Origin of the sequence: Aureimonas jatrophae (assembly GCF_900104035.1) — a bacterium.
Taxonomy (GTDB): domain Bacteria; phylum Pseudomonadota; class Alphaproteobacteria; order Rhizobiales; family Rhizobiaceae; genus Aureimonas; species Aureimonas jatrophae.
Genome location: NZ_FNIT01000005.1, coordinates 145945 through 171565 on the forward strand (window position 1 = coordinate 145945; position 25621 = coordinate 171565).

Below are 25621 nucleotides of genomic sequence, written 5' to 3' on the forward strand. Positions count from 1 at the left end.
GAAGCGTTTACGAACGCTGCCGTAATCTACCGGAAGGCACGCAACCCACGACAGTGACACTCAGGAGCGAACCCATGCCCGTACCGACAAAGGCTCGCCTCTTCTCCCGCGCCGCCGCCATCGCGCTGGCCGCCACGCTTCTCCTGCCCGCGCTTCCGGCCCATGCCGACGCGGGCTTCCGCGCCTGGATCGCGGGGTTCGAGAAGACGGCGGTCGCGAACGGCGTTTCGCGCGACACCTACCGGCGCGTCTTCGCGGGTGTCGACACCCCCGATCCGGACGTTCTCGAGAAGGCCCGGTTCCAGCCCGAGTTCCGCGACACGATGTGGGACTATCTCGACAACCGCGTGAACGAGGAAAGCGTGGCGGAGGGGCGCCAGATGCTCCAGCGCTACAAGCCGTGGCTCGATCGGATCGAGAAGCGGTTCGGCGTGGATCGCACGGTGCTCCTGGCGATCTGGTCGATGGAATCGAATTACGGCCGCATTCTGGAGCGCGCGGACGTCATGAAGAGCGTGCCGCAGGCGCTGGCGACCTTGGCCTACAAGGACGCCAAGCGCGCGAAGTTCGCACGCCAGCAGCTCATCGCCGCCCTGAAGATCGTCCAGGCTGGCCACGCGACACCCCAGACCCTGACCGGCTCCTGGGCCGGCGCGATGGGTCACACGCAGTTCATTCCGACCAGCTACCAGGCCTATGCGGTGGACATGGACGGCAACGGGCATCCCGACATCTGGCGCTCGGTGCCCGACGCGCTGGCCACGGCCGCGAACCTTCTCGCCAAGAACGGCTGGCAGGGCGGCCGCACCTGGGGCTACGAGGTCGAGCTTCCCGCCGGCGTCAGCGCCAAGTCGCTCGGTTCGGGCAACCGCTCGATGTCGGCCTGGAAGAAGCTTGGCGTCCGCCGCGTGGCCGGCCGTGACTTCCCCTCCGGCGCAGAGACCGGCCGCCTCTACCAGCCGGCGGGCGCGAACGGCCCGAGCTTCGTGCTGACCAAGAACTTCTCGGTGATCAAGCGCTACAACAACGCCGACAAGTACGCGCTCGCCGTCGGGCATCTGGCCGACCGCATCGCGGGCGGCGGCGACTTCGTCGGTTCGTGGCCGCGCGGCTACGAGCCGCTCTCGATGACGGAACGCTACGAGGTACAGCAGCGCCTGACCCAGCACGGGTTGTACGACGGCAAGATCGACGGCAAGATCGGATCGGGCTCCAAGGTCGCGATCACGGCCTACCAGCGGCGCGCGGGGGTCGAGGAGGACGGCAACGCGTCCAAGGCTCTCCTCGACCTTCTGCGCAGGCATTAAAGGGCATCATGGCGAAACACGGTATCGGCTCTTGGCGAAAGGCGACGCTCAGCGCAGCGGCGCTCCTCGTGGCCCTGTCCGCGGCCGTGCCGGAAGCCGATGCCCAACAGCGCCGCACGCTGATGGACATGCTGTTCGGCCGCGACGCGCCGCAGGCCGATCCGCGCGGATCGCAGGCCGCGCCCGGGCGCCGCGCGGCGCCACGCCCGCGCGCGGTGCGCAAGAAGCGACGCGACGCGGTCGCAGCGCCGAAGTCCGGTACCGGCCGGCGCAACGCCGCGACCGCCGCGGCGGGAGCGGCCGGTGGAGCGGCGGCCGTCGCGGCTGCGGCGGAACCGGTCGAGAAGAGCCAGACCGCTCGCAACGTCCTCGTGATCGGCGACTTCATGGCCGGATCGCTCGCCAAGGGGCTCGAGGACGCCGTCAGCGGCAATCGCGAGATCCGCATCATCGCCAAAGCCAACGGCTCGTCGGGCCTGGTGCGCGACGATCACTACGACTGGCCGGCCTCGGTTGCGGCCCTGATCGACGAAACCAAGGCTTCCGCCGTGGTCGTGATGGTGGGCGCCAACGACCGGCAGGGTCTTCGCGATGCAGGCGAGACGGTTCCGCTGCGCTCCAAGGAGTGGAGCGCCCTCTACACGGCCCGGGCTGCAGCGCTGGCGGAGGCGGTCAAGTCACGCAACGTTCCCCTGATATGGGTCGGCATGCCCGCCTTCCAGTCGGAGCGCGCGACCGAGGACATGGTCTATCTCAACGACCTGTTCCGGGCCGCGGCCCTCAAGGTCGGCGGCGAGTTCGTGGATGTCTGGGGAGGCTTCGTCAGCGCCGACGGCACCTATACGACCTCCGGCCCCGACACGGCGGGGCAGACGGTGCGCTTGCGCAACTCCGACGGCATCACCATGACGCCGGCCGGACAGGACAAGCTCGCCTACTACGTGGAAAAACCGATCACCAAGGTTCTCGGCCTCAGCGTGGACGACCTCGTGGCGACGCTGGGCGCGCAGCAACTCGGCGCGGGCGATCTCCCGACGGTCGGGGGCACCAGCCAGGCGGCGCTCGCTGTGTCGACCCCGCCGGTCTCGCTGTCGGATCCTCGTCTTGATGGCGGCGAGCATCTTCTGGGGTCCGAAGCGGCTACGGCCGGTCCCCAGCGCAACGGCGGCTCGCCGCGCGACGCGCTCGTGGTGAACGGCGGGGCGATCGCCGCTGCGGAAGGCCGCGCCGACAACTTCAGCTGGACCGGGCGGGGTACCGCGGTCTCGCCGCAGACCCGCGGCAACGCCATCGTGGCCCGAGGCTCGATCAGCCTCGAGGAGTTGCGCACCGGCGCACCGGCCGCCTCCGGCCCTCAACCCAACACCGACGCGGACGACGCCGCCAAGGCCCTTCGGCCAAGCCAGCCCGCCATCGCTCCCTGACGGAAGATGCTGCCGGATCGTGATGCCGGAGACCGGCGAAGCGCTCCGGCGCTTCGCCGCAGGCAGACCGCTAGAGCGGCAGCGTGGTCGTGCCGGTGAGTTCCAGATCGATCGCGCGCGCGGCCTGCCGCCCTTCGCGGATCGCCCAGACTACCAGCGACTGGCCGCGCCGGACGTCGCCCGCCGCCCAGAGCTTTTCGACCGAGGTGCGGTAGCGCTTCTCGTCGGCCGCGACCGAGACGTTGCCGCGCGCATCGCGCTTGAGCTCCAGCCCCTCGCCCGCATCCTGAAGGAAACCGCCCTCGAAGGGCCCCGCGAAGCCGATCGCGATGAAGGCGAGATCGGCCTTGATCACGAACTCGGTTCCCGCGATCGGCCGGCGCCGCTCGTCGACCTCGGCGCACTTCACGCCCGTCAGGATGCCGTCCTCGCCGACGAACTCCAGCGTCGCGACCTGGAACTCGCGCACGGCACCCTCGGCCTGGCTGGACGAGGTCCGCATCTTGGTGGCCCAGAAGGGCCAGACCTCGAGCTTGTTCTCGGTCTTGGGCGGCTGGGGCCGGATGTCGAGCTGCGTGACCTTCACGGCACCCTGGCGGAACGCGGTACCGACGCAGTCGGACGCCGTGTCGCCGCCGCCTACCACCACGACATGCTTGGCACCGGCCCAGATTTCCTCGGTCGACCAGCCGCGCGCCGGCGTGTTCTCCCCGCCGACGCGCCGGTTCTGCTGCACGAGGTAGGGCATGGCGTCGTGGATTCCGGCGAGCCCGTTCTGCGGGATGCCGGCATCGCGCGGGCGTTCGGCGCCGCCGCAGTAGAGTACGGCGTCGAACTCCGCCTGCAGGTCGGCCAGGCGCTTGTCGCGCCCGATCTCGACGCCGCAGTGGAAGGTCACGCCCTCGCCGCGCATCTGCTCGACGCGCCGGTCGATCCAGTGCTTCTCCATCTTGAAGTCGGGAATGCCGTAGCGCAGCAGGCCGCCGGGCCGCGTCTCGCGCTCGAAGACATGAACCTCGTGGCCGGCGCGGCCGAGTTGCTGGGCCGCCGCCATGCCGGCGGGACCCGAGCCGATCACGGCGACGCGCTTGCCCGTCTGCACCTTGGCCGGCTGCGGCTGGATGAGTCCGAGCGCATAGGCTTTGTCAGCGATCGCCTGCTCGACGGTCTTGATCGCGACCGGCGTATCCTCGAGGTTCAGCGTGCAGGCTTCCTCGCAAGGGGCGGGGCAGATGCGACCGGTGAACTCCGGGAAGTTGTTGGTGGAATGGAGGTTGCGCACCGCGCCCTCCCAGTCCCCGCCGTAGACGAGATCGTTCCAGTCCGGGATCTGGTTATGGATCGGACAGCCCGTCGGACCGTGGCAGTAGGGCACGCCGCAGTCCATGCAGCGGGCAGCCTGCTTGCCGACCTCGGCATCCGACATCGGGAGCGTGAACTCGCGGAAGTGGCGGATGCGGTCGGACGCGGGCTGATATTTCGGAGTCTGGCGATCGATCTCGAGAAAGCCGGTGACCTTGCCCATGATGATGCCCTCCGTCGCCATCGTCCGGGCGTTCCGCTCAGCAAGGAAAGCCTGCCGCCGCGGGAGCCCCCGGGCCGGCCGGCCGCCTTTCCCAAGGTCCGCACCCGACGTGAACCGTCCTAACACAGGACCGCGCTCCCTCGGAACGCGGCCGATCGTGCCACCCCCTAGGGCACGACCGCGCCTCCGGGAAGCCTCGGCGAGCCCGGAAAATGCGACAGCATCACTGCCCTATTTCGGGTGGGGACGCAAGGCTGGAACGGTTCGAGGAAGCGTTGGGCGTCAGCCTTGCGGCTTGGTCGCCCGGAAGCTCTCGAGTTGCTGGGCGGCACCCCACCAGTCGGCGAAGCCCGGCACGTCGTTGAACTCGTCGGCATGGGGGGTCTGCGCGACGTAGGCAAAGACCGGCGCGAGGTAGAGGTCGGCGATCGACAGGTCCTCGCCCGCGATCCACGGCCCCTTTCCGCGAAGGCGCATGAGTTCAGTGAGAACGGTGCGCGTGGTCTTGAGCGCTTCGTGATGCTTGGCCTCGTCCTTGCCGCCCACGAAATCGGGAAAGAGATGATAGGCCGCGACCCCGCCCAGCATCGCTGGGTATCCGTAGCTGTCGATGATGCCGATCGCCATGTCCATGCGCGCGACGTTCTCGGCCTCGGCCGGCACGAGGTCGCGGCCCGTGATCATGCTGTTGAGGTAGCGCGCGATCGCCGCCGTCTCGTAGACCCGGAAGCCGCGATACTCGATCACCGGCACCTTGCCGAAGGGGTGGCGCTGGAGGTGCTCGGCCGAGTGCGGCTCGCCCTTCAGGACGTTGACCGGATCTTGCTCGAAGCCCGTGAACTCCTTTTCCGCCAGAAGCATCTTGACGGTGCGCACATAGGTCGACCCGTCGAAGCCCCACAGTTTCAGCTCGGCCATGCGTCATCTCCTCGCCTGGAACGATCGCTCGTGCGCGACCGTTCGCGGGAGATAGAAGGCTCCGCGCCGTTGGCGAGAGCCCCCTTCCGCGTCATGGAAGGAGCCGTCGCCAGAACCACACGCACAAACCCGAGGCCGCGCCGACCGCGACCAGGGCCGGCGCAACGATACCGTCCACCCACCAGGCCAGAACGGGAACGGCGATGGCGACCGAAGTCGCCACCGCCGCCCGAACCTCGTTTTCAGGGAGCAAGCGCAAGCCTACTCGGCCGCAACGCCCATGCGCATGCGCTCCATCTCCAGCAGGGCGCGGCGGTACTCGACCGGCATCACCTTCACGAAGCGGGGACGGTAGGTCTCCCAGTTCTCCAGCATCCGCTTGGCGAGCGTCGAGCCGGTGTAGTGGAGGTGGTTGGACACGAGCTGATGCAGGCGCTCGTCGTCGTGGCCCGTCATGTTGGACGAGACGTCGACGCGCCCCTTGTGCTGCAGGTCGCCGCCGCCGTGATAGCGCTTCTCCAGAAGGTCGTCCTCCTCCGGAACCGGCTCCAGCTCTACCATCGCCATGTTGCAGCGATCCGCGAAGTTGCCCTCCGGATCGTAGACATAGGCGATGCCGCCCGACATGCCGGCCGCGAAGTTGCGTCCCGTCTGACCGAGGATGACCACGACGCCGCCCGTCATGTACTCGCAGCCGTGGTCGCCCACGCCCTCGACGACCGCGATGGCACCCGAGTTGCGCACGGCGAAGCGCTCGCCCGCCACGCCCCGGAAGTAGCACTCGCCGCCGATCGCGCCGTAGAGCACGGTGTTGCCGACGATGATCGACTCTTCGGGCACGATGCGCGTTTCGGGACGCGGCCGCACGATGAGCTTGCCGCCCGACAGGCCCTTGCCGACATAGTCGTTGCCGTCGCCCACGAGATCGAGGGTCACGCCGCGGGCCAGGAACGCCCCGAAGCTCTGGCCGGCGGTGCCGGTCAGCTTCACGGTGATCGTGTCGTCGGCGAGCCCCTTGTGCCCGAAGCGCTTGGCGACCTCGCCCGACAGCATCGCGCCGGCCGAGCGGTCGACCGAACCGATCTTGGTCTCGATTACGACCTGCTGACGCGTCGTCAGCGCGCTCTGCGCCTCGCCGATCAGCTTGCGGTCGAGAACGTTCTCGATCGGATGCTCCTGGTGGCGCGTCCAGAACGTCTCCTCGTGCGGCGCCTCGACCTTGTGGAACAGGCGCGTGAAGTCGAGCCCCTGCGCCTTCCAGTGCTCGATCAGCTCGCGCCGGTCGAGACGCTCGGAGCGGCCGATGAGCTCGGCCACCGAGCGCACGCCCATGGCCGCCAGGATCTCGCGCACCTCCTCCGCCACGAAGAAGAAGAAGTTGATGACGTGCTCGGGCGTCCCCTTGAAGCGCTTGCGCAGAACCGGGTCCTGCGTGGCGACGCCCACGGGACAGGTGTTGAGGTGGCACTTGCGCATCATGATGCAGCCGGCCGCGATCAGGGGGCCGGTGGAGAAGCCGAACTCGTCGGCCCCGAGAAGCGCCCCGATCACGACGTCGCGGCCCGAACGCAGGCCGCCATCGACCTGAAGCGCCACGCGCGAGCGAAGCCCGTTCAGGACCAGCGTCTGCTGCGTCTCGGCGAGGCCCATCTCCCAGGGGGAGCCGGCATGCTTGATCGAGGTGAGCGGCGAGGCACCGGTGCCCCCGTCGTAGCCCGATACGATGATGTGGTCGGCGCGCGCCTTGGCAACGCCCGCCGCCACCGTGCCGACGCCCACCTCCGACACGAGCTTCACCGAGATCGCGGCCTCGGGGTTCACGTTCTTCAGGTCGAAGATCAGCTGCGCCAGATCCTCGATCGAGTAGATGTCGTGATGCGGCGGCGGCGAGATCAGGCCGACGCCCGGCGTGGAGTGCCGCGTCTTGGCGATGGTCGCATCCACCTTGTGGCCGGGCAGCTGGCCGCCCTCGCCGGGCTTGGCGCCTTGCGCGACCTTGATCTGCAGCATGTCGGCATTGACGAGGTACTCGGTCGTCACGCCGAAGCGGCCCGATGCCACCTGCTTGATCGCCGAGCGCTCGGGATTGACCGAACCGTCGACGAGCTTGAGGTAACGGTCGGGCTCCTCGCCGCCCTCGCCGGTGTTGGACTTGCCGCCGATGCGGTTCATGGCCACAGCCAGCGTCGCATGGGCCTCCCGGCTGATCGAGCCAAAGCTCATGGCGCCAGTCGAGAAGCGCCGCACGATGTCGGCGGCCGGCTCGACCTCATCCAGCGGCACGGGCGCGAGGCCGACCTCTTCCGCCATGCGCAGCTTGAACAGGCCGCGGATCGTGGAGTTGGCGACGTTCGCCTCGTTCACGAGCTGGGCGTACTCACGATACTTCTCGTAGGACTCCAGACGCACGGCGTGCTGCAGCGTCGCCACCGCCTCCGGCGACCAGATGTGCGACTCGCCGCGCATGCGGTAGGCGTACTCGCCGCCGACCTCGAGGTTGCGGGCCAGAACCGGATCGTCGGAGAAGGCAAGCGTGTGGCGCTCCACCGTCTCGCGCGCGATCTCGTCGAGCCCGACGCCCTCGATCGTGGTCGAGGTGCCCGCGAAGTACTGGCGCACGAAGTCGGAGCGCAGTCCGATCGCATCGAAGATCTGCGCGCCGCAGTAACTCTGGTAGGTCGAGATGCCCATCTTGGACATGACCTTGAGCAGGCCCTTCCCGACCGACTTGATGAAGCGGTAGACGACCTCGTCCTCGGAGACCTCGGGCGGGAAGTCGCCGCGCGCCTGCATGGCGAGAAGCGTGTCGAAGGCGAGATAGGGGTTGATCGCCTCCGCGCCGTAGCCGGCGAGACATGCGAAGTGATGGACCTCACGCGGCTCGCCCGACTCGACGACCAAGCCAGCGGCCGTGCGCAGGCCCTTGCGGATGAGGTGGTGGTGCACCGCCGCGCAGGCCAGCAGCGCCGGAATGGCGACACGGTCCGGCCCGACCTGCCGGTCCGACAGGATGATGATGTTGTAGCCGCCCGCCACCGCCGCCTCGGCGCGCTCGCAAAGGCGATCCAGCGCGCCGCTAAGGCCGCCCGCGCCCTGCTCGGACGGGTAGGTCGTGTCCAACGTCTTGGTGTCGAACCGGTCCTCGGTGTGGCCGATCGTGCGGATCTTCTCGAGATCGCCGTTGGTCAGGATCGGCTGACGGACCTCCAGGCGCTTGCGGCGCGAGGTGCCCTCCAGGTCGAAGATGTTCGGTCGCGGCCCGATGAAGCTCACGAGGCTCATTACGAGCTCCTCGCGGATCGGGTCGATCGGCGGGTTCGTGACCTGTGCGAAGTTCTGCTTGAAGTAGGTGTAGAGGAGCTTCGACTTCTCCGACATGGCCGAGATCGGCGTGTCGGTGCCCATCGAGCCGATCGCCTCCTGGCCGGTGGTGGCCATCGGCGCCATCAGGAGCTTGGTGTCCTCCTGCGTGTAGCCGAAGGCCTGCTGCCGATCGAGCAGCGACACGTCGGCGCGCAACGCGCGCGGCGCCACGGGCTTGAGATCCTCGAGGATGAGCTGGGTCGAGCGCAGCCAGTCCTGGTAGGGATTGGCGCTGGCGATCTCGCCCTTGATCTCCTCGTCGGAGACGATGCGGCCCTTTTCGAGGTCGATCAGGAGCATGCGGCCGGGCTGGAGCCGCCACTTGCGCACGATGCGCTCCTCGGGCACGTCGAGCGTACCGGCCTCGGAAGCCAGGATCACGAGATCGTCGTCGGTCACGACATAGCGCGCCGGCCGCAGGCCGTTGCGGTCCAGCGTCGCGCCGATCTGGCGGCCGTCCGTGAAGCACACGGCGGCCGGTCCATCCCAGGGCTCCATGAGCGCGGCATGGTACTCGTAGAACGAGCGGCGCTCCGGCGACATCTGCTTGTTGCCGGCCCAAGCCTCGGGGATGAGCATCATCATCGCGTGGGCGAGCGGGTAGCCGCCCTGCGTCAGGAACTCGAGCGCGTTGTCGAAGCAGGCCGTGTCGGACTGCCCCTCGTAGCTGATCGGCCAGAGCTTCGAGATGTCGTTGCCGAAGAGCTCGGAGTCGACCGACGCCTGGCGCGCCGCCATCCAGTTGACGTTGCCGCGCAACGTGTTGATCTCGCCGTTGTGGGCGACCATCCGGTAGGGGTGCGCGAGGCGCCAGGACGGAAAGGTGTTGGTCGAGAAGCGCTGGTGAACCAGAGCCAGCGCCGTCTCGAAGCGGGGGTCCGTCAGGTCCTTGTAGTAGGAGCCGACCTGATAGCTCAGGAACATGCCCTTGTAGACCACCGTGCGCGCCGAGAGCGACACGACGTAGAAGTCCGTGTCGACCGACTGCGCCTCGGCGTAGACGCGGTTCGACACCACCTTGCGCAGGAGATAGAGCCGGCGCTCGAAGTCGTCCTCGGTGGCGTCCGAGGCATGGCGCGCGATGAAGACCTGCCGGTGCACCGGCTCGGTCGCCTGGATCTCGGGCGCCTTGGAGAGCGACGTGTTGTCGACCGGCACCTCGCGCCAGCCGAGCACCGCGCAGCCTTCCTCGGCGGCGGCCTGTTCGAAGATCAGGCGGAAGTGCTCGCGACGCGCCTCGTCCTGCGGCATGAACACGAAGCCGACGCCGTACTGCCCCGGCTCGGGCAGCTCGACGCCCTGACCCGCCATCTCGGCGGCGAACAGCGTGTGCGGAATCTGCACCAGCATGCCGGCGCCGTCGCCCATCAAGGGATCGGCGCCGACGGCCCCGCGATGCTCGAGGTTATGGAGGATCTGCAGCCCCTTCTCGACGATCGAGTGGGACTTCTGGTTCTTCATGTGGGCGATGAAGCCGACACCGCAGGCATCGTGCTCGTTGCGCGGATCGTAGAGACCCTGCGCAACCGGGCGCTGGCGGGCGAGTTTGGTCGCGGTCGCGGTGTCCAGCCCGGGAACGGAGGACGGATCGATCGTCATGCCAAGTCTCCTTCTGCCGCTTCGCCAGCCCGACTCTCGTATCGCCGGATGGCCTCCAGTGTAGTCGCACGCTCGGGCGCGGGGAAAACCGATGCGGGTTTTCCCGCATGGCACCACCACGCCGCAAGGCTTCAAATCGTCTTGGATCGGCCCGACGCGGCCTCCCAGCCCGCGAACCGCCTCAGATAGGGCAGTATCACTGACCTATCTTCGGTCTTATGGCAGCTTTCGGCGAGAGCGGCAAGCGGGCGACGCCCGAACCGTTGTCGGCAACGCGGCACGGCGCTAAGACGCGCGAATGATCTTCGCATCCGACAACTGGTCCGGCGCTCATCCCGCCGTCAACGAGGCCCTCGCGAAAGCCGCCGACGGCATGGCCGCCGCCTACGGTGCCAGCGATATCGACAAGGCCGTGGAGCAGCGCTTCAACGAGGTCTTCGAGCGCGAGGTCGCGGTCTACTTCGTGGGGACCGGCACGGCCGCCAACTCGCTGGCGTTCGCCGCGGTCAACCGACCGGGCGGCGTCGTGATGTGCCACCGCGAGGCGCACGTCATCGAGGACGAGTGCGGCGCACCGGAGTTCTTCACGCATGGCGCGCGCATGGCGCCCGTCGACGGTGCGGGCGGGCGCCTCGACCCGGAGAACCTGCGTCGCGAGCTGAAGCGCTTCCGCCCCGGCTTCGTCCATGCCGGCCAGCCCATGGCCGTCACGCTCAGCCAGGCGACCGAAGCGGGCACGCTGTATGCGACGGACGAGATCGAGGCGATCGCCGCGATCGCGCACGAGCACGACCTGTCACTCCACATGGACGGCGCGCGGTTCGCCAACGCACTGGCCGCCACCAACAGCTCGCCCGCCGAGATGACCTGGCGTGCGGGCGTCGACATCCTGTCCTTCGGTGCCACCAAGAACGGCTGCTGGTGCGCCGAGGCCGTGGTGTTCTTCGATCCCGAGAAGGCCAGGCAGTTCCCCTATATCCGCAAGCGCGGCGCGCAGCTCTTCTCCAAGACGCGCTTCATGGCCGCCCAGTTCATGGCCTATCTGGAGGGCGACCTCTGGCTGGAGCTGGCGGGCCACTCCAACGCCATGGCGGACGAGCTGCGCGCTGGCATCGCCGCCAGCTCCCATGCCCGTCTGGCCTGGCCGACGCGCTCCAACGAACTCTTCGCCGTGTTCGAAACGGCGACGGCCGAACGGCTGCGTCGCGAGGGAGCCGTATTCTACGACTGGAACCCGCCGCACGATGGCTCGGTGCCGGTCGGCGAGAACGAGATGCTGGCGCGCCTAGTCACGAGTTGGTCGACGCGGCGCGACGACGTCTCGCACTTCGTCGAACTGATCCAGTAGCCAAACGAAAACGGCGCCCCGAGGGGGCGCCGTCCGCTTATCCAATCCTGTCCGACAGCAATCAGGCCGCAGCGGTCTCGATCGCCTTCGCATTGCCGTTGGCGGTCGCGATCTCGATGCGACGCGGCTTCATGGCCTCCGGGATCACGCGCACGAGATCCACATGCAGAAGGCCGTTCTGGAGCGTGGCGCCCCGGACCTCGACATGCTCGGCAAGCTGGAAGCGGCGCTCGAAGGCACGGCCGGCGATCCCGCGATACAGGAACTCGGCCCCTTCCGTCTTGTCGTCGGCCTTCTCGCCCTTCACGGTCAGCGTGTTTTCACGCGACTCGATCGAGAGCTCGTTCTCGGCAAAGCCCGCGACCGCCATGGTGATGCGGTAGGCGTTCTCGCCGGTACGCTCGATGTTGTAGGGCGGATAGCTCTGGGCCTCGTTCGCGGAGGCGCCGTCCAGCATCGAGAACAGGCGATCGAAGCCGACGGTGGAGCGGTACAGGGGAGCAAAATCAAACGTACGCATAGGTCGTTCTCCAAGAGCAACAGGTGTGCGTGTCTGGTCGGTCTGGACCCCGCGATGGGGCGTCTCGGTCGACCAGCGGACCCGCTCGGGCGGCGTCCGCAGACAGGAGATGGGAAGCGTCGATTTTCGCTTCAAGCCATCGTGCAAGCCGCGCTCAAAAATTTTATTCGAACATCGGATCAACGGGTTAGGCGGCCACGGAATGAACCGGACATGAACAAAGCCTTCCGTTCCCGTTCACCTCGGGTCGGCGATTCTCGCTCCGGAACGGTTGCGGCGTCCCGTCCCTTCCGCCGTGGCCGCTTTGGGGTCGGGAGCCCCGTGCATGGGGTTCCCGACCTCGCGTCAGCGGCAGCCCCCTGTGCGGGGCTTTCCGCTGCCTCTAGAATGGCCGGACCTTCTTCGGACGTCCGAGGCACCGCGTGACCGACCCCTCCGCCCCGGCGGTTTCCCCTCCCCCCTTGCGCACCGTCGACGGCAATCCCGCGCCTTCCGCGCTGTTGTTCGACACGCACGTCCTTCCCGATGGAACGCGCTTGCGGCTCGCAGGGGCCCGACCCGAGCGACCGGCTCGTGGGACGGTGCTCATCCTCCAGGGCCGCAACGAGACGGTGGAGAAGTATTTCGAGACGATGGGCGACCTGCTGGCCGAGGGTTTCGCTGTCGCGACCTTCGACTGGCGCGGTCAGGGCGCGTCGAGCCGCTCGACGCCGCTCGCCTCGGTCGGCCACGTCGCCAGCATCGAGCAGCTCGCGCTGGACCTCGAGCACGTCCTCGAACACCTCGTGCCCGAGCGCATGCCGGGTCCGGTCGCAATCCTCGCTCATTCCCTGGGCGGACTGGTGGCGCTGCATGCCATGGAACGCATCGAGGGTTCCGTGGAACGCCTCGTCCTCAGCGCGCCGCTGGTTCAGATCCCCGGATCACGGACGACACGTCGGCTGATCGGGGCCGTGTGCGCGCTTCTGCACGGGACCGGCCTGGGCTTCCTGCCGGTGCGACGGGCGGCGCTGCCCGGCGCCGAGCCGGAGCGCTCGGACCTCTCGTCCGACCCCGCCCGCCTTCGGCGCAACGCCGCGCTGGCCCGCGCCAGCGGCGACTGGGCGGTCTCGGGCCTGTCGGCCTCGTGGCTGCGAGCGGTCCTCAAGAGCTGCCGGCGGCTGGAGCGGTCCGACGTGATCGCCCGCATGGGCATACCAACGCTGGTGCTGACGGCGGGCGCCGACAGCGTGGTGTCGCCGCAGGCCTCCTCGCAGCTCGCCTGGCGCATGCGGACCGGTCACGGCATCACCGTACCGGGCGCCCGCCACGAGCTCCTGCAGGAGGCCGATCGCTACCGAGCCCCCGTGCTGGCCGCCACGATCGGCTTCCTCGAACAGGCCCTGCCGCGGAACGTCGAGGCTCCGCCTCTCGACGTGGCGGACATCGCCCAGACGCTGGAAAAGGCGCTCGTCTGAGGCTCAACCGTTCAGGAGACGCAGAGCCTCCTCGTGCAGGCGCGGCGTTGCGGCTGCGATGACGTCGCCTCCGTCCTCCGGCCGGTCGCCGGAAAAGGTCGTGATGACGCCGCCCGCACGCTCCACCAGCGGCGTCAGCGCCACGATGTCGTAGGGCTGCAGACCCGGCTCGACGCACAGGTCCACATGGCCCGAGGCCAGCATGGCAAAGGCATAGCAGTCCGCGCCAAAGCGCGTGAGGCGTACCGCATCGACGAGGCTGGCGAAGCGCTCCTGCATCGCACCGCGGAAGAGTTCAGGCGCCGAGGAGAAGAGCGTGGCGCCCGACAGATCGCCGACGTCGCGTACCTTGAGCGGCGTGCGGCCCGTATGCGGCCCCTCGCCGAACGCGCCTTCCGCCGTCGCGTAGAAGCGCTCGCCCGTATAGGGCTGGCTCATGATGCCGATCTCGGCGCGCCCGCGCACGGTCAATCCGATCAGGGTACCCCAGACCGGCACGCCGCAGATGAACGGCCGCGTGCCATCCACCGGATCGATCACCCACAGGTGGTCTCCCTCGCCCGAGCGCCCGAACTCCTCGCCCAGGATGGCGTGCTCGGGATAGCGCGCCTCGATCAGGCGGCGGATCGCGCGCTCGGCCTCGCGGTCGGCCTCGGTCACGGGATCGAAGCGGAAGCCTTCCTTGGGCTTGTTGTCGATCACAAGCGGCTGGCGAAAGCGCGGCAGCGTCTCGCGCGCCGCGGCGTCCGCCAGTTCAAACAGGAAGGCGGCGTCCGGTAGGCTCATCATCTCGTCCTTTGCTGGCGGGTCGCGTTCGGCTGCCGCCTTGTGACGCATGCCGCGCGGTGGCGCCAGCCTCGGGCGCTATTCGGCCGCCAGCGACCGACCGGCCAGCTCCGTCTCGAGTTCCGCGGCGAACAGGCTCGCGAACTCGAACAACGAGCGGCGCAGCGGCGCGAAGCCCTCGCTCGGCACGAAGCGGCGCTCGTCGGCGTAGAGCCCGCGGTTGATCTCGATCTGGATCGCATGGACGCCCCGGCGCGGCGTACCGTAGCGCTCGGTGATGAAGCCGCCGGCATAGGGCTTGTTGCGCGTCACGTCCCATCCGAGAGCCGACAGGCGCTGCGTGACCATGGCGACGAAGCGCGGAGCGGCGCTCGACCCGAACCGGTCGCCGACCACGATGTCGGCGCGCCGCCCGCCGGGCATCGTGCGGATCGAGGAGGGCATGGAATGGCAGTCGAGAAGGATCGCGAGTCCGAAGCGCGACAGCGTTCGCTCCAGCAACGCTTCCAGCGCCGCATGGAAGGGAAAGTAGATGCCGTCGATGCGCCGCGCGGCCTCGGCGGGCTCGAGCTTGCGCGCATAGATTTCCTCGCGCTCCGCCACGATGCGCGGGATGGTGCCCAGCCCCCCGGCGACCCGGACCGACGCCGAGTTGACCTCGGGCGGCAACGGCCCGGAGAACATCGCGGGATCGAGCTCGTAGGGTTCGCGATTGACGTCGAGGTAGGCGCGCGGAAAACGGGCCGCCAGAAGCGGGGCGCCGAGCGCGGGCACGAAGTCGAAGAGCTGATCGACGAACAGGTCCTCCGAGCGACGGATCGCATCGGCGCCCAGACGCGACTCGCGCAGAAAGCCTTGCGGATAGGCCCGTCCGCTATGCGGCGAGCAGAACACGAGCGGCAGCGTCTGCTCGGCCGGCTCGATCACCTCGAAGGCCGCGACGGCTCCGGCGGCGGTGTCGAGGCTGGGAATCGCGCCGAGTGGGAATGGTTTTGTGGTCATCCTCTGAAATCTAGCTCGCGCGCGGCGTTTCGCACATTCCACTTAGCCTCGCTTTAAGCAATCTGGTAAAAGGATGGCGGTTGACATCGGGCACGAGCGCGCGGTTGGTCTCTGGCCGCGCCCGAGACGCCGTAACGGCGAGACACTGGAACACTCTGTATGACGAAGATTCTTCTGGCCGAGGACGACAACGACATGCGCCGCTTCCTCGCCAAGGCGTTGGAAAAGGCCGGTTACGAGGTCACCTCCTACGACAACGGCGGCTCGGCCTACGAGCGGTTGCGCGAGGAGCCATTCTCGCTCCTCCTGACCGATATCGTCATGCCGGAGATGGACGGGATCGAACTGGCGCGTCGCGCCACCGAACTCGATCCCGACCTGAAGGTCATGTTCATCACGGGTTTCGCGGCGGTCGCGCTGAATCCCGATTCCAAGGCCCCCAAGGACGCTAAGATCCTGTCGAAGCCCTTCCACCTGCGCGAACTGGTCGAGGAAGTCGGCAAGATGCTGCAGGACGCCGCCTGAAAATTCCGGCGGCAGACCCCGGGAATGGCCGGAACAGGGCTTGACGGTCCTCCGGCTCCTGTGGTCTATCCGCCCCATCGGATGGGCGTGTAGCTCAGCGGGAGAGCACTACGTTGACATCGTAGGGGTCACAGGTTCAATCCCTGTCACGCCCACCATCCGCACAAGGCCTCGGACGGCGACGTCGGGGCCTTTTTTGTGTCTCCTGACAGCGTGGGTGTCGAGCGATCCGTCTCCCGCCTCGACCTCGATGCGCACGTCGGCGCCCCGAGCGCGACGGGATGTCGGCGGACCAGGACAGGGCGCGGGGTGATCTCTCGGACGATCGTGACCGCTTGGTGACCGGACCAGAAGATGCCCCGCATCAGCCGAAGCGCGGCGCCTCCCGCAAGGCCGCGTCCTTCGCGCTCTCGGGCGTGACCAGCCTTGCGGTTTTCCGGTCGCCGAAACCTATCCTGCCAACGCCTCGGTCGGCTTGACGAGATCAGGCAGTCGCAAGCGCATGGCCGGCCGCTCGACCAGACGATGAACGACCCAGGCGAGGAGCAGGCCCGCAATCGTCGACAGGACGAAGAGCGTCGCCACACGATGAGCGGTTTGATCAACCGGGACCCAAGGCATGTTGCGGAAGGCGAAGGCGATGCCAAGGCCATGCACGAGGTAGAACGGATAGCTCACGAGGCCCAGGAACTGTACCGGACGGCTGAGCAACCAGCGCGGCTGCGCCGCGCGTGCCCATGCGACGACCAGAAAGGCGCCCGACATCTCGAGGATGCGCGCTTCCCAGCCATGTCCCCAGAACACGCTGGAGCCGATCAGAACGGGAACGCCTACGAGCGGCATGACGGCGGAGTTGGAGATTCGCTTCGAAATCTCACCGATCACGGCGCCCAGCAGGAAGGCGGGGAGATACAACGCGTATTCCGAGCCGGTTTGATGGAACACAGCCAGGGACGGCAGTGCGAACAGAAGGGCGGGACGCGACCGGCCCCGGGTCGCGGCCCAGATGCCGAACAGAAGCACGGAAGCGACGATCTCGACCTGTAGCGACCAAAGAACGCCGTTCGTATTACGGCTCAGGATGAACATGGTGCGCCATAACTCGGATGCATCCATCGGCGCGACGTAGTCGATATGGACGGCGGCGCCGTACAGGAGGCCAATGGCGATCGACGTCGGAAGCAAGCGCCACAACCGTTCGGCGACGCAGAGCGGGAAACTTTCAATGCCGCGATAGCGCCGGTCGAACATGGCCCAGAGGACATAGCCGCTCAAGACGAAGAACAGCATGACGGCGGCATCGCTCGGCGCGAAGACGTAGCCCAGCCGCGCGGCCACCACGGGTAGCGGCTGGTCGCCGAACTGTGCGTAGGTCAGCGCCCAAATGCCGAAACCCGTAAAGGTCAGGAGGCTGTGACCGCCCGCGACGGCGAGTGCCGCCACCCCGCGCAGTCCATCCAGCGCCTTGTCTCTCGATGCCATTGCGTCGCCTTCCGTCCCTTGAACGAAAGTCGTGGCGCAAGATGCGCCTCGTCACAACCAGCGCGAGAAGCGTCGCTTCGATCGAAGAAGAGATTGTTGCAAGCGCGTCACAGGGCGCTGCCGCATAATGGCGTTGGCTCGCGCGAAGGTGGGATGGGATCTGCCGAACCATCTTGCCGGCCGTTCGGGGACTCGACGTCTGATATCCTGCCATAGTTTGGCAGCGATGGACCTCAGACCGCCGCGATGACCAACGACGAACTCAGCGAGATGGCGACCTTCGTTCTGCGGCTGTCGGACTACGTCGACAGTCCCGACGACCTGCGCACGATGCTGGAGCAGACCTACCCGGACGCCACGGGCGACGAAATCCTCTTCGTGATGTTGCGCGCCCTGAACCTCCTGTCGGCGGAGGGCGCGAAACGGCGCCTCAACTAGGGCGCCGTCCGGTTCGACGATCGTCAGATGTCGAGGTTTGCGACCTGCAGGGCGTTTTCCTGGATGAACTCGCGGCGAGGCTCGACCTCGTCGCCCATGAGACGGGCGAACAACTGATCGGCATCGGTCGCATCGGCGATCTTGACCTGCAGAAGCGAGCGCACCTCAGGGTCGAGCGTCGTTTCCCAGAGCTGCTCGGGGTCCATCTCGCCCAGACCCTTGTAGCGCTGGAGCGAAACGCCCTTGCGACCGACCTCGAACACAGCGTTCACGAGATCGAGGGGCCCGAGGATCAAGCGCTCGGCCTCGCGGCGCTTCAGCGTCGGAGGCGTGTCGTAGACCTCGCCGAGACGGGCTGCCAGGCGGTTCAGGGCGATCGCATCGGCTGAGGCGATCAACGCCGCATCCAGCGACTGCACCTCGAGAACCCCGCGCACCGTACGCTGGAAGCGATAACCGCCCTCGCCATCCGCCTCGCCGATCCAGCCGCGCTCCGTCTCCTCGGACACCGCGTCCAGCGCCTTGGCGATGCGATCCGCCATCACTTCGGCCTCGCCGCCCTCGGCGACCTGCGGCGACAGCGCTCCCGCGACCGCAGCCTGCTCCACGACCGTACGGCTGTAGCGCGAGTGGAGGCCCGACACGATCTGGCGCAGTTGCAGCGCATCCTCGACGGCGGCTCGCAGGTCTCGCCCGGTGCGGCGCTCGCCCGATCCGAGCGTCAGGGCGGCGTCCTCGAGCCCGCCCTCGATCAGGTAGTTCTCGAGCGCCTTCTCGTTCTTGAGATACTGGCCCTGCTTGCCGCGGGTGACCTTATAGAGCGGCGGCTGGGCGATGTAGACGTAGCCGCGCTCGATGAGCTCGGGCATCTGCCGGAAGAAGAAGGTGAGAAGCAGGGTGCGGATGTGGGCGCCGTCGACGTCGGCGTCCGTCATGATGATGATCTTGTGGTAGCGCAGCTTGTCGGGGTTGAACTCGTCCTTGCCGATCGAGGTGCCGAGCGCGGTGATGAGCGTTCCGATCTGGTCGGAGCCGAGCATACGGTCGAACCGCGCGCGCTCGACGTTCAGGATCTTGCCGCGAAGGGGCAGGATCGCCTGGTTCTGGCGCGAGCGCGCGCCCTTGGCCGAGCCGCCGGCGGAGTCACCCTCGACGATGAAGATCTCGCTCTTGGCGGGATCCTTCTCCTGGCAGTCGGCGAGCTTGCCGGGCAGCGAGGTGATGTCGAGCGCGCCCTTGCGACGCGTCAGCTCGCGCGCCCGCTTGGCCGCCTCGCGAGCGGCGGCAGCCTCCACCACCTTGGCGGTGACGATGCGCGCTTCCTGAGGATGCTCCTCGAACCAGGTCGCGAGCGTCTCGTTGACGAGACCCTCGACGACGGGACGCACCTCGGACGAGACGAGCTTGTCCTTGGTCTGGGACGAGAACTTCGGATCCGGCACCTTCACCGACAGGATGCAGGACAGCCCCTCGCGGCAGTCGTCGCCGGTGGGCGTGACCTTTTCCTTCTTGAGCGTGCCGGAGTTCTCGGCGTAGCCGATTACCTGGCGCGTCAGCGCGCCGCGAAAGCCCGCCATGTGCGTGCCGCCGTCGCGCTGCGGGATGTTGTTGGTGAAGCACAGGACGTTCTCGTTGTACGAGTCGTTCCACGACAGCGCGGCTTCCACCGTGATGCCGTCGCGCTCGCCGCGCAGGACGATCGGCTCGCCGATCAGCGGCTTGCGGGCGCGGTCGAGCCAGCGCACGAAGGCTTCAAGGCCGCCCTCGTAGAAGAGTTCCGTGCGCTTCTCGTCGGCGTGGCGCTTGTCGGTGAGGATGATGCGAACGCCCGAGTTCAGGAAGGCGAGCTCGCGCAGCCGGTGCTCCAGCGTCGCGTAGTCGAAGCTCGTCACGCCGCGGAACGTGTCGGTCGAGGGCAGGAAGGTGATCGCCGTTCCCGTCTCCGAACCCGCATCGCCCGTCTGGGCGAGCGGCGCGTCGGGCACGCCGTGCGTGAAGCTCATCTCGTGGATCTGCCCCTTGCGGCGGATCTTCATCTTGAGCCAGACCGACAGGGCGTTGACGACCGACACGCCGACGCCGTGCAGACCGCCCGAGACCTTGTAGGAGTTCTGGTCGAACTTACCGCCGGCGTGGAGCTGGGTCATGATGACCTCCGCCGCCGAGACGCCTTCCGAGGAATGGATGTCGGTCGGGATGCCGCGTCCGTTGTCGGTGACCGTGCAGGAGCCGTCGGCGTTCAAGGTGACCGTGACGTGCGTCGCATGGCCGGCCAGCGCCTCGTCGATGGCGTTGTCCACCACCTCGTAGACCATGTGGTGGAGGCCCGAGCCGTCGTCCGTGTCGCCGATATACATGCCGGGCCGCTTGCGGACCGCGTCGAGACCCTTCAGCACCTTGATGGAATCGGCGCCGTATTCGGCCGGGCCGGGGATGGTCTCGTTGGTTTCGGACATGAAGTTCCTGCTGTGGCCAGCCCGCGCCGTCGGTGGGGTGCGGACCCGTATCGCTCACGTGAGCCGACGTGCGTCAGATATAATGATTTTCACCCGCCGATCCAAGCCTTTGCGCCCTCCGGGCCCCTGTCCTCCACGGCGACGGCGCGCTTCAACTGGCGGCCTGCGATCCCCATAGAGAGAGGGTACCTGAAACCACGCCTTCCGGATCGCCCGCCGATGGATACGCTCGCCGAACCCTTTCTCGCCCCCGCGCCGGTGCCGCACGAGAAGCCGCTCGGCCTGCCCCGCTTTCTGGCGACCGCGTCGCGCAACCCGATCGAAATCTGGGGGCAGCGCGCCTATCGCGAGCCGGTGGTGCGCGCCGATTGGTTGCGCGTGCCGACGATCGTCCTCAGCGATCCCGCAGGCATCCGCCACTGCCTGGTCGAGAACGCGGCGAACTACGCGCTGCAGCCGCTGCGCCAGCGCGTCCTGCGGCCGTTCCTGCGCGACGGCCTGCTGACCGCCGAAGGTGAACTCTGGCGCCGGACGCGGCGGGCGCTGAGCCCCGTCTTCGCCCCGCGAAACGTCGGCCGGCTCGCGGCGCCGATGGCCGAGCGCAGCCAACGCTTCGCCGAGGACCTGGCTCGCCTGGACGGCGCGGTGACCGACGTCTCGACGCAGATGACCCTGCTCACCTACGACATCCTCCAGGCGACGCTATTCACGAACGACATCACCGGCCGCCCGGACGAATTCGCCCATGCGATGGAGCGCTTCCTTCACCGCATGGGGCGGGTGGATCCGCTCGACATTCTCGACGCACCCGCCTTCCTGCCGCGCATCTGGCGCCTGATGGGACGGCGCGCGAACCAGTACTTCCGCCGCATCATCGCCGAGACGCGAGACCGGCGCCGTGCCCTTCTCGCCCGCGACCCGGCCGCCGCGCCGCAGGACCTCCTGACGCTTCTCCTCGAAAGCGAGGCGTTGAGCGACAGCGAGATCGACGACAACATCATCACCTTCATCGGGGCCGGACACGAAACAACGGCACGAGCGCTCGGATGGACCCTCTACCTTCTGAGCCAGGCGCCTGCGGAACGGGCCCTCGTGGAAGCGGAACTCGATGCGCTCCTGCCGGGCCTTCCGGACCCGGGGGACTGGCCGAACGCGCTTCCCCGCACGCGAGCGGCCTTCGAGGAGGCGATGCGCCTGTATCCACCGGCTCCGTCGCTCAACCGCACCGCGCTCGCCGACGACCGGGTCTGCGGCATGCCGGTTCCCGCCGGCGCCTCGCTTCTGGTCCTGCCCTGGCTCGTGCATCGGCACGAGACGCTCTGGGACCAGCCGGGCCACTTCCGGCCCGAGCGGTTCCTGCCGGGCCGGCGCGAGCGGATCGACCGGTTTGCCTACCTGCCCTTCGGGGCAGGCCCGCGCGTGTGCATCGGCGCGTCGTTCGCGATGCAGGAGGGCGTGATCGCGCTGGCGTCCCTGTTGCGCCATCTTCGCTTCGACTTCGCTGGCGAGCGCCATCCTATGCCGGTCCAGAAGATCACCGTGCAGCCGGATCGCGGCTTGCCCATGCGCGTCGGCCGGCGTTGAGCCCGGTGCCAAGCCACGCCGTCGGCTTGCCTTTTGGGCGGAAAGGGATCATGAAGCCCCTTCGGACCTTGGGCGAGCCTCCTTCGGGGCTCGCGCAGTCGTGTTTTGCCCCATCTGGGTGCCGGCGTTCCACGACGCCTGTTCCCTCGTCGACCCTCTTGTTCCGGGTCGTCGGAGGTTTTGAACTCAAACGGGTCCAGCCGCGTTTCGCAGCCCCGGCTTGTGCCGGAGCCGTTCCAGAAGTGATTCCGAACCCGTCGCAGCCGGCGTCGTGCCGGCCCGCGACACCCGCAACCCGATTTCAAAAGGAGCCGTCTTGAAGGTCGACGTCCGAGACAACAACGTGGAACAGGCGCTGCGCGCGCTGAAGAAGAAGCTGCAGCGCGAGGGCGTGTTCCGCGAGATGAAGGAACGCCGCGCCTACGAGAAGCCTTCCGAGCGTCGCGTGCGCGAGAAGCAGGATGCCATTCGTCGCGCCCGCAAGGCCGCCCGCAAGCAGGCGCAGCGCGAGGGTCTGATTCCCGGCCCGAAGCCGAAGGTCCGCACGGCCGGCGCAGGCGCCGGTCGCTCGTAAGCCCGACCCGGCGCGCCGCCGCGGCGCGCCCCGAAACGATCGAAAGCACCGGATGCGGCCCGCCGCTCCGGTGCTTTTTGTTTAGGACGATGGGGCGGTGTCCCCTTCCTGTCGCGCAGGGCGGCCGGCCACCGGGGCGTCGCCGCTGCCCAGGTAGCGGGAGGGGTCCGCATCGCCCGGCACGATCCGCTGGATGGCGCGAGGCTCGGCTGCCGCGCCCAGTCGCTCCACGAGCGTCTCGCGAATGGTCTGCGCGGTCCACCTCTGGGCCCGGGTGGTCGACCCCTCCTGCACGCGACCGCGGAAGACGATCACCTGCGCATCCGCCGTCAATTGATCGAGAAAGGCTTCCGGCTCGGCCAACTGGGAACGGCCTTCGTCCTCGCGCGACCAGGCCTGCGTCAAGGCCGCGCGCGCGCCCGCCAGATCGACCTCGCGCGGCAGCGTGATGGACCAGGCGAGAAGCCGCGAGGGCGCGCGGGAGTGATTGCGCATCCACACGTTCCAGAGCGTGGAGTTCGGCGCAAAGACGAACAGGCCGTCGAAGGTCTCGAGATGGCAGACGAAGAGGCCGATCTCGCGCACCGAGCCCGCGAAGGTTTGCGTCTCGATATAATCGCCGACCCGGAACGGCCGCAGCCACAGAAGCATGATGCCGGCGGCGATATTGGTAAGCGTGCCCTGGAGTGCGAGACCGATCGCAAGGCCCGCGGCGCCGAGGACCGCCAGGAGCGAGGTCATCTGGACCCCGAGCTGCGTCAGCGCGACGAGCAGCGTCAGGACGATCACGAGATAGCGCACGATCGCGATGAGCGGGCCGCGCACCGTTTCGTCGGTATGGCCTGTCGCACCGAAGGCACGGCTGACCAGCGAGGCCAGCCAGCGCGCCAGAAAGAACCCGATCGCCAGAATCAGGATCGCGGCGAGAAGGTTCGGCAGAAAGGCCGCGGCCTGGGCGGCGAGGGTCCGAAAGAAGGTCTGGGAAGAGGCGAGCGTATCCTGGATCGGCATGTCCTGTCCTGCGGCTAGGGTCGGGCGCGAGCAACGGTGCCCTCGCCTCCCGGACCGCCCCGCCTCCCCCAACAAAGGACAGCTCCGCCCAAAGGAAAGGGCTGCCGGCCCGCGCCGGCAGCCCTCCCTCGTCATGTCGCGGTCGCAGCCGCCGGTCAGATCGACGGCGCGCCGCGCGGCTTCTCCTTAGGCTCGCTCTCGTCCACCAGCCCCTCGAACAGCGCCGTCGACAGGTAGCGCTCGGCAAACGAGGGGATGATCACGACGATGGTCTTGCCCTCGTTCTCGGCGCGCTGGCCGACGCGGATCGCCGCCGCCAGCGCCGCGCCCGACGAGATGCCGACCGGCACGCCCTCCAGCCGGGCCACGAGGCGCGAGGTCTCGAAACTCTCGTCGTTCGAGATCTGCACGACCTCGTCGTAGACGTTGCGGTCGAGGATGGGCGGTGCGAAGCCGGCGCCAATGCCCTGGATCTTGTGCGGTCCCGGCGCGCCGCCCGACAGGACCGGCGAGGCCTCGGGCTCCACCGCGACGACGTGGACGCCGGGCTTGCGGCTCTTCAGGACCTGGCCGACGCCGGTGATCGTGCCGCCCGTGCCGATGCCGGCCACAAAGATGTCCACCGCGCCGTCGGTGTCGTTCCAGATCTCCTCGGCCGTGGTGACGCGGTGGATCTGCGGGTTGGCGGGGTTCTCGAACTGCTGAGGTATCACGGCGTTCGGGATCTCGGCGCGCAGCTCCTCGGCCTTGGCGATCGCGCCCTTCATGCCGCGCGCGCCTTCCGTCAGCACCAGCTCGGCGCCCAGCAGCCGCAGCATCTTGCGCCGCTCCATGGACATCGTGTCGGGCATGGTGAGGATCAGCTGGTAGCCCTTGGCGGCCGCCGCGAAGGCCAGCGCGATGCCGGTGTTGCCGGAGGTGGGCTCGATCAGGGTGTTGTGGCCCGGCCGGATCGTGCCCTGCGCTTCCAGCGCCTCCAGCATGGCGACGCCGATCCGGTCCTTCACGGAACTGATCGGGTTGAAGAATTCGAGCTTGGCGAGAAGATGGGCCTTCACGCCCGTCTCCCGCGCCAGCTTGTCGAGGCGCACGAGCGGGGTATCGCCGATCGTGTCGAGAATCGAATCGTAGATGCGGCCACGCCCTCGGGTCCGGGGGCCTTCGCGGTTGACGCTGGTATCCATGGGTCTGGCCCTTCCGTAGTCGCGCTGCCGATCCTCAACGGGACCAGGCGCGCAGCGGTTGCGATCGGGCGAGCCTATCGTCCGGCAGCCGTCCGACACAGTCCCCTGCAACCTCTTGGTCCCGCCGTTCGAACAAAATCCTGCCAAGCGCGGGCTCGCCTGCGCAACGCCCATGCGCCTGGTCCACGACAGACACGGCGATGAGTCGACTTTGCGCTTTCGTGTTCACGGGCCGGCAAGCGGCCTTGCGCATCCTGACAGGCAAGCTCGTTTTCGGATCCGCCTGCCTGATGTCATCACCTCTTCGTTCGCTGACGCGTTTCTGCCTGGAACTGTCCGGCCTGTCGGTCCTGGCGACGGGCATCGCCGTGATCGCGGCCTACTACGTGTTCGGCGGCTTCGGCACGTCGGCAGCGCGGCAGGCCCTCGTGTTCTGCCTTCTCGTTCCCATCCTGTCGACGTTGCCCATCCAAGTCTACGCGGCCACGCGCCTGCGGCGGCTGGAACGCCAGAACGGGGCCTTGGCCCATGTGGCGACACGCGACGGGCTGACCCAGGTCCTGAACCGCGATGCGTTCAAGCGGGCGGTGCAGGGGCACTTGGCCGAACTCGGCTCGAACAACGGGAAGCCGGCCACGCTCCTGATCATCGACGCCGACCACTTCAAGCGCATCAACGACCGGCTCGGCCATCCCGTGGGCGACACGGCCCTGACCGCGATCGCCGGCACGCTGCGTCGGTCGGTGCGCCGCGACGATCTGGTGGGGCGCCTGGGTGGCGAGGAGTTCGGTGTCTATCTGCGCGGCGCGGGGCCCGACGAGGCGGCGATCGTCGCCGAGCGCCTGCGCGCGACGATCGAGCGGATCTTCGTCGGCCCCGCCGACCGGCGCACGCGGCTGTCGGTGTCGATCGGCGGCATCTCGCTGCGCTCGCGCGTTGCCTTCGATGCGGTCTACAAGATCGCGGACACGAACCTCTACCAGGCCAAGCGCAGCGGCCGGAACCGCGCGGTGCTGTCGCGGCTCGGCTCGCTCGGTCGCGGCGGCGTCACGCTGGAGCACGTGCCGAGCCTGGCGCCGACGCCGCCGGCCGAGCGCCTGCGCCTCGGAGCCTGAGAT

Annotated in this window: 20 protein-coding genes and 1 tRNA gene; 10 read left to right on the forward strand and 11 right to left on the reverse strand. The window is 68.1% G+C overall.

The features are described 5' to 3' along the window. The first annotated feature begins 74 nt into the window (after positions 1 to 74). The gene (locus tag BLQ76_RS12515) at positions 75 to 1307 is read left to right on the forward strand and encodes a lytic murein transglycosylase (protein WP_090673682.1); all 1233 of its coding nucleotides are present in this window, start codon (positions 75 to 77) and stop codon (positions 1305 to 1307) included. Positions 1308 to 1315: 8 nt separating this feature from the next. Beyond that, complete coding sequence (locus tag BLQ76_RS12520) at positions 1316 to 2731, forward strand: SGNH/GDSL hydrolase family protein (protein ID WP_090673684.1); 1416 nt, start codon at positions 1316 to 1318, stop codon at positions 2729 to 2731. Positions 2732 to 2801: 70 nt separating this feature from the next. Here BLQ76_RS12520 and BLQ76_RS12525 read toward each other — a convergent pair whose 3' ends face one another. From BLQ76_RS12525 to gltB, 4 genes are all read right to left on the reverse strand, one after another. Then, entirely contained in the window at positions 2802 to 4256 is a 1455-nt protein-coding gene (locus BLQ76_RS12525) for a glutamate synthase subunit beta (protein ID WP_090674115.1), read from the reverse strand. A gap of 282 nt (positions 4257 to 4538) precedes the next feature. Continuing rightward, positions 4539 to 5174, reverse strand: a complete 636-nt coding sequence (locus BLQ76_RS12530; protein WP_090673686.1) for a glutathione S-transferase family protein — start codon at positions 5172 to 5174, stop codon at positions 4539 to 4541. A 91-nt stretch (positions 5175 to 5265) separates the two neighbouring features. After that, positions 5266 to 5427, reverse strand: a complete 162-nt coding sequence (locus tag BLQ76_RS22120; protein WP_170842578.1) for a hypothetical protein — start codon at positions 5425 to 5427, stop codon at positions 5266 to 5268. A gap of 8 nt (positions 5428 to 5435) precedes the next feature. Continuing rightward, positions 5436 to 10136: a glutamate synthase large subunit gene (gltB, locus tag BLQ76_RS12535; protein WP_090673688.1), complete on the reverse strand. Its 4701-nt coding sequence runs from the start codon at positions 10134 to 10136 to the stop codon at positions 5436 to 5438. Between the two features lie 298 nt (positions 10137 to 10434). On the opposite strand from gltB, the gene BLQ76_RS12540 reads away from it, so the two are divergent. Then, positions 10435 to 11484: a threonine aldolase family protein gene (locus BLQ76_RS12540; RefSeq protein WP_090673690.1), complete on the forward strand. Its 1050-nt coding sequence runs from the start codon at positions 10435 to 10437 to the stop codon at positions 11482 to 11484. A gap of 61 nt (positions 11485 to 11545) precedes the next feature. Here BLQ76_RS12540 and BLQ76_RS12545 read toward each other — a convergent pair whose 3' ends face one another. Next, the gene (locus tag BLQ76_RS12545; RefSeq protein ID WP_090673692.1) at positions 11546 to 12004 is read right to left on the reverse strand and encodes an Hsp20 family protein; all 459 of its coding nucleotides are present in this window, start codon (positions 12002 to 12004) and stop codon (positions 11546 to 11548) included. A gap of 422 nt (positions 12005 to 12426) precedes the next feature. On the opposite strand from BLQ76_RS12545, the gene BLQ76_RS12550 reads away from it, so the two are divergent. Continuing rightward, positions 12427 to 13461 (forward strand): alpha/beta fold hydrolase, encoded by a 1035-nt coding sequence (locus tag BLQ76_RS12550; RefSeq protein WP_090673695.1) that lies wholly within the window; start codon positions 12427 to 12429, stop codon positions 13459 to 13461. A gap of 3 nt (positions 13462 to 13464) precedes the next feature. On the opposite strand, the gene hisN is transcribed toward BLQ76_RS12550, so the two are convergent. Then, on the reverse strand, positions 13465 to 14247 hold the full coding sequence (gene hisN / locus BLQ76_RS12555) for a histidinol-phosphatase (RefSeq protein ID WP_090674117.1): 783 nt from the start codon (positions 14245 to 14247) through the stop codon (positions 13465 to 13467). A gap of 78 nt (positions 14248 to 14325) precedes the next feature. After that, on the reverse strand, positions 14326 to 15249 hold the full coding sequence (locus BLQ76_RS12560) for an N-formylglutamate amidohydrolase (RefSeq protein WP_090673697.1): 924 nt from the start codon (positions 15247 to 15249) through the stop codon (positions 14326 to 14328). A 159-nt stretch (positions 15250 to 15408) separates the two neighbouring features. Between BLQ76_RS12560 and cpdR the strand changes: the two genes are divergently transcribed. Continuing rightward, positions 15409 to 15774 (forward strand): cell cycle two-component system response regulator CpdR, encoded by a 366-nt coding sequence (gene cpdR, locus BLQ76_RS12565; RefSeq protein ID WP_062016878.1) that lies wholly within the window; start codon positions 15409 to 15411, stop codon positions 15772 to 15774. An 83-nt stretch (positions 15775 to 15857) separates the two neighbouring features. Further along, positions 15858 to 15932, forward strand: a tRNA-Val gene (locus tag BLQ76_RS12570). Between the two features lie 292 nt (positions 15933 to 16224). Here the strand turns inward: BLQ76_RS12570 and BLQ76_RS12575 are convergent. Further along, on the reverse strand, positions 16225 to 17256 hold the full coding sequence (locus BLQ76_RS12575; RefSeq protein WP_090673700.1) for an acyltransferase family protein: 1032 nt from the start codon (positions 17254 to 17256) through the stop codon (positions 16225 to 16227). Positions 17257 to 17502: 246 nt separating this feature from the next. Here BLQ76_RS12575 and BLQ76_RS12580 point away from each other — a divergent pair, with 246 nt between their 5' ends. Beyond that, entirely contained in the window at positions 17503 to 17694 is a 192-nt protein-coding gene (locus BLQ76_RS12580) for a hypothetical protein (protein ID WP_090673702.1), read from the forward strand. 23 nt (positions 17695 to 17717) lie between these two features. Here the strand turns inward: BLQ76_RS12580 and gyrB are convergent, their stop codons facing one another. Further along, entirely contained in the window at positions 17718 to 20150 is a 2433-nt protein-coding gene (gyrB, locus tag BLQ76_RS12585; RefSeq protein ID WP_090673706.1) for a DNA topoisomerase (ATP-hydrolyzing) subunit B, read from the reverse strand. 219 nt (positions 20151 to 20369) lie between these two features. Between gyrB and BLQ76_RS12590 the strand changes: the two genes are divergently transcribed. Both BLQ76_RS12590 and rpsU read left to right on the forward strand, forming a co-directional pair. Then, positions 20370 to 21734: a cytochrome P450 gene (locus tag BLQ76_RS12590; RefSeq protein WP_090673709.1), complete on the forward strand. Its 1365-nt coding sequence runs from the start codon at positions 20370 to 20372 to the stop codon at positions 21732 to 21734. Positions 21735 to 22050: 316 nt separating this feature from the next. Continuing rightward, on the forward strand, positions 22051 to 22308 hold the full coding sequence (gene rpsU / locus BLQ76_RS12595; RefSeq protein ID WP_090673711.1) for a 30S ribosomal protein S21: 258 nt from the start codon (positions 22051 to 22053) through the stop codon (positions 22306 to 22308). Between the two features lie 81 nt (positions 22309 to 22389). Here the strand turns inward: rpsU and BLQ76_RS12600 are convergent, their stop codons facing one another. Together BLQ76_RS12600 and cysK are read right to left on the reverse strand one after the other, a co-directional pair. Beyond that, a complete protein-coding gene (locus BLQ76_RS12600) occupies positions 22390 to 23319 on the reverse strand; it encodes a mechanosensitive ion channel family protein (protein WP_244519600.1) in 930 nt (309 codons plus the stop codon). A 155-nt stretch (positions 23320 to 23474) separates the two neighbouring features. Next, positions 23475 to 24503: a cysteine synthase A gene (gene cysK, locus BLQ76_RS12605; protein WP_090673713.1), complete on the reverse strand. Its 1029-nt coding sequence runs from the start codon at positions 24501 to 24503 to the stop codon at positions 23475 to 23477. 290 nt (positions 24504 to 24793) lie between these two features. Between cysK and BLQ76_RS12610 the strand changes: the two genes are divergently transcribed. Then, complete coding sequence (locus tag BLQ76_RS12610) at positions 24794 to 25618, forward strand: GGDEF domain-containing protein (RefSeq protein ID WP_170842579.1); 825 nt, start codon at positions 24794 to 24796, stop codon at positions 25616 to 25618. The last annotated feature ends 3 nt before the right edge of the window (positions 25619 to 25621 follow it).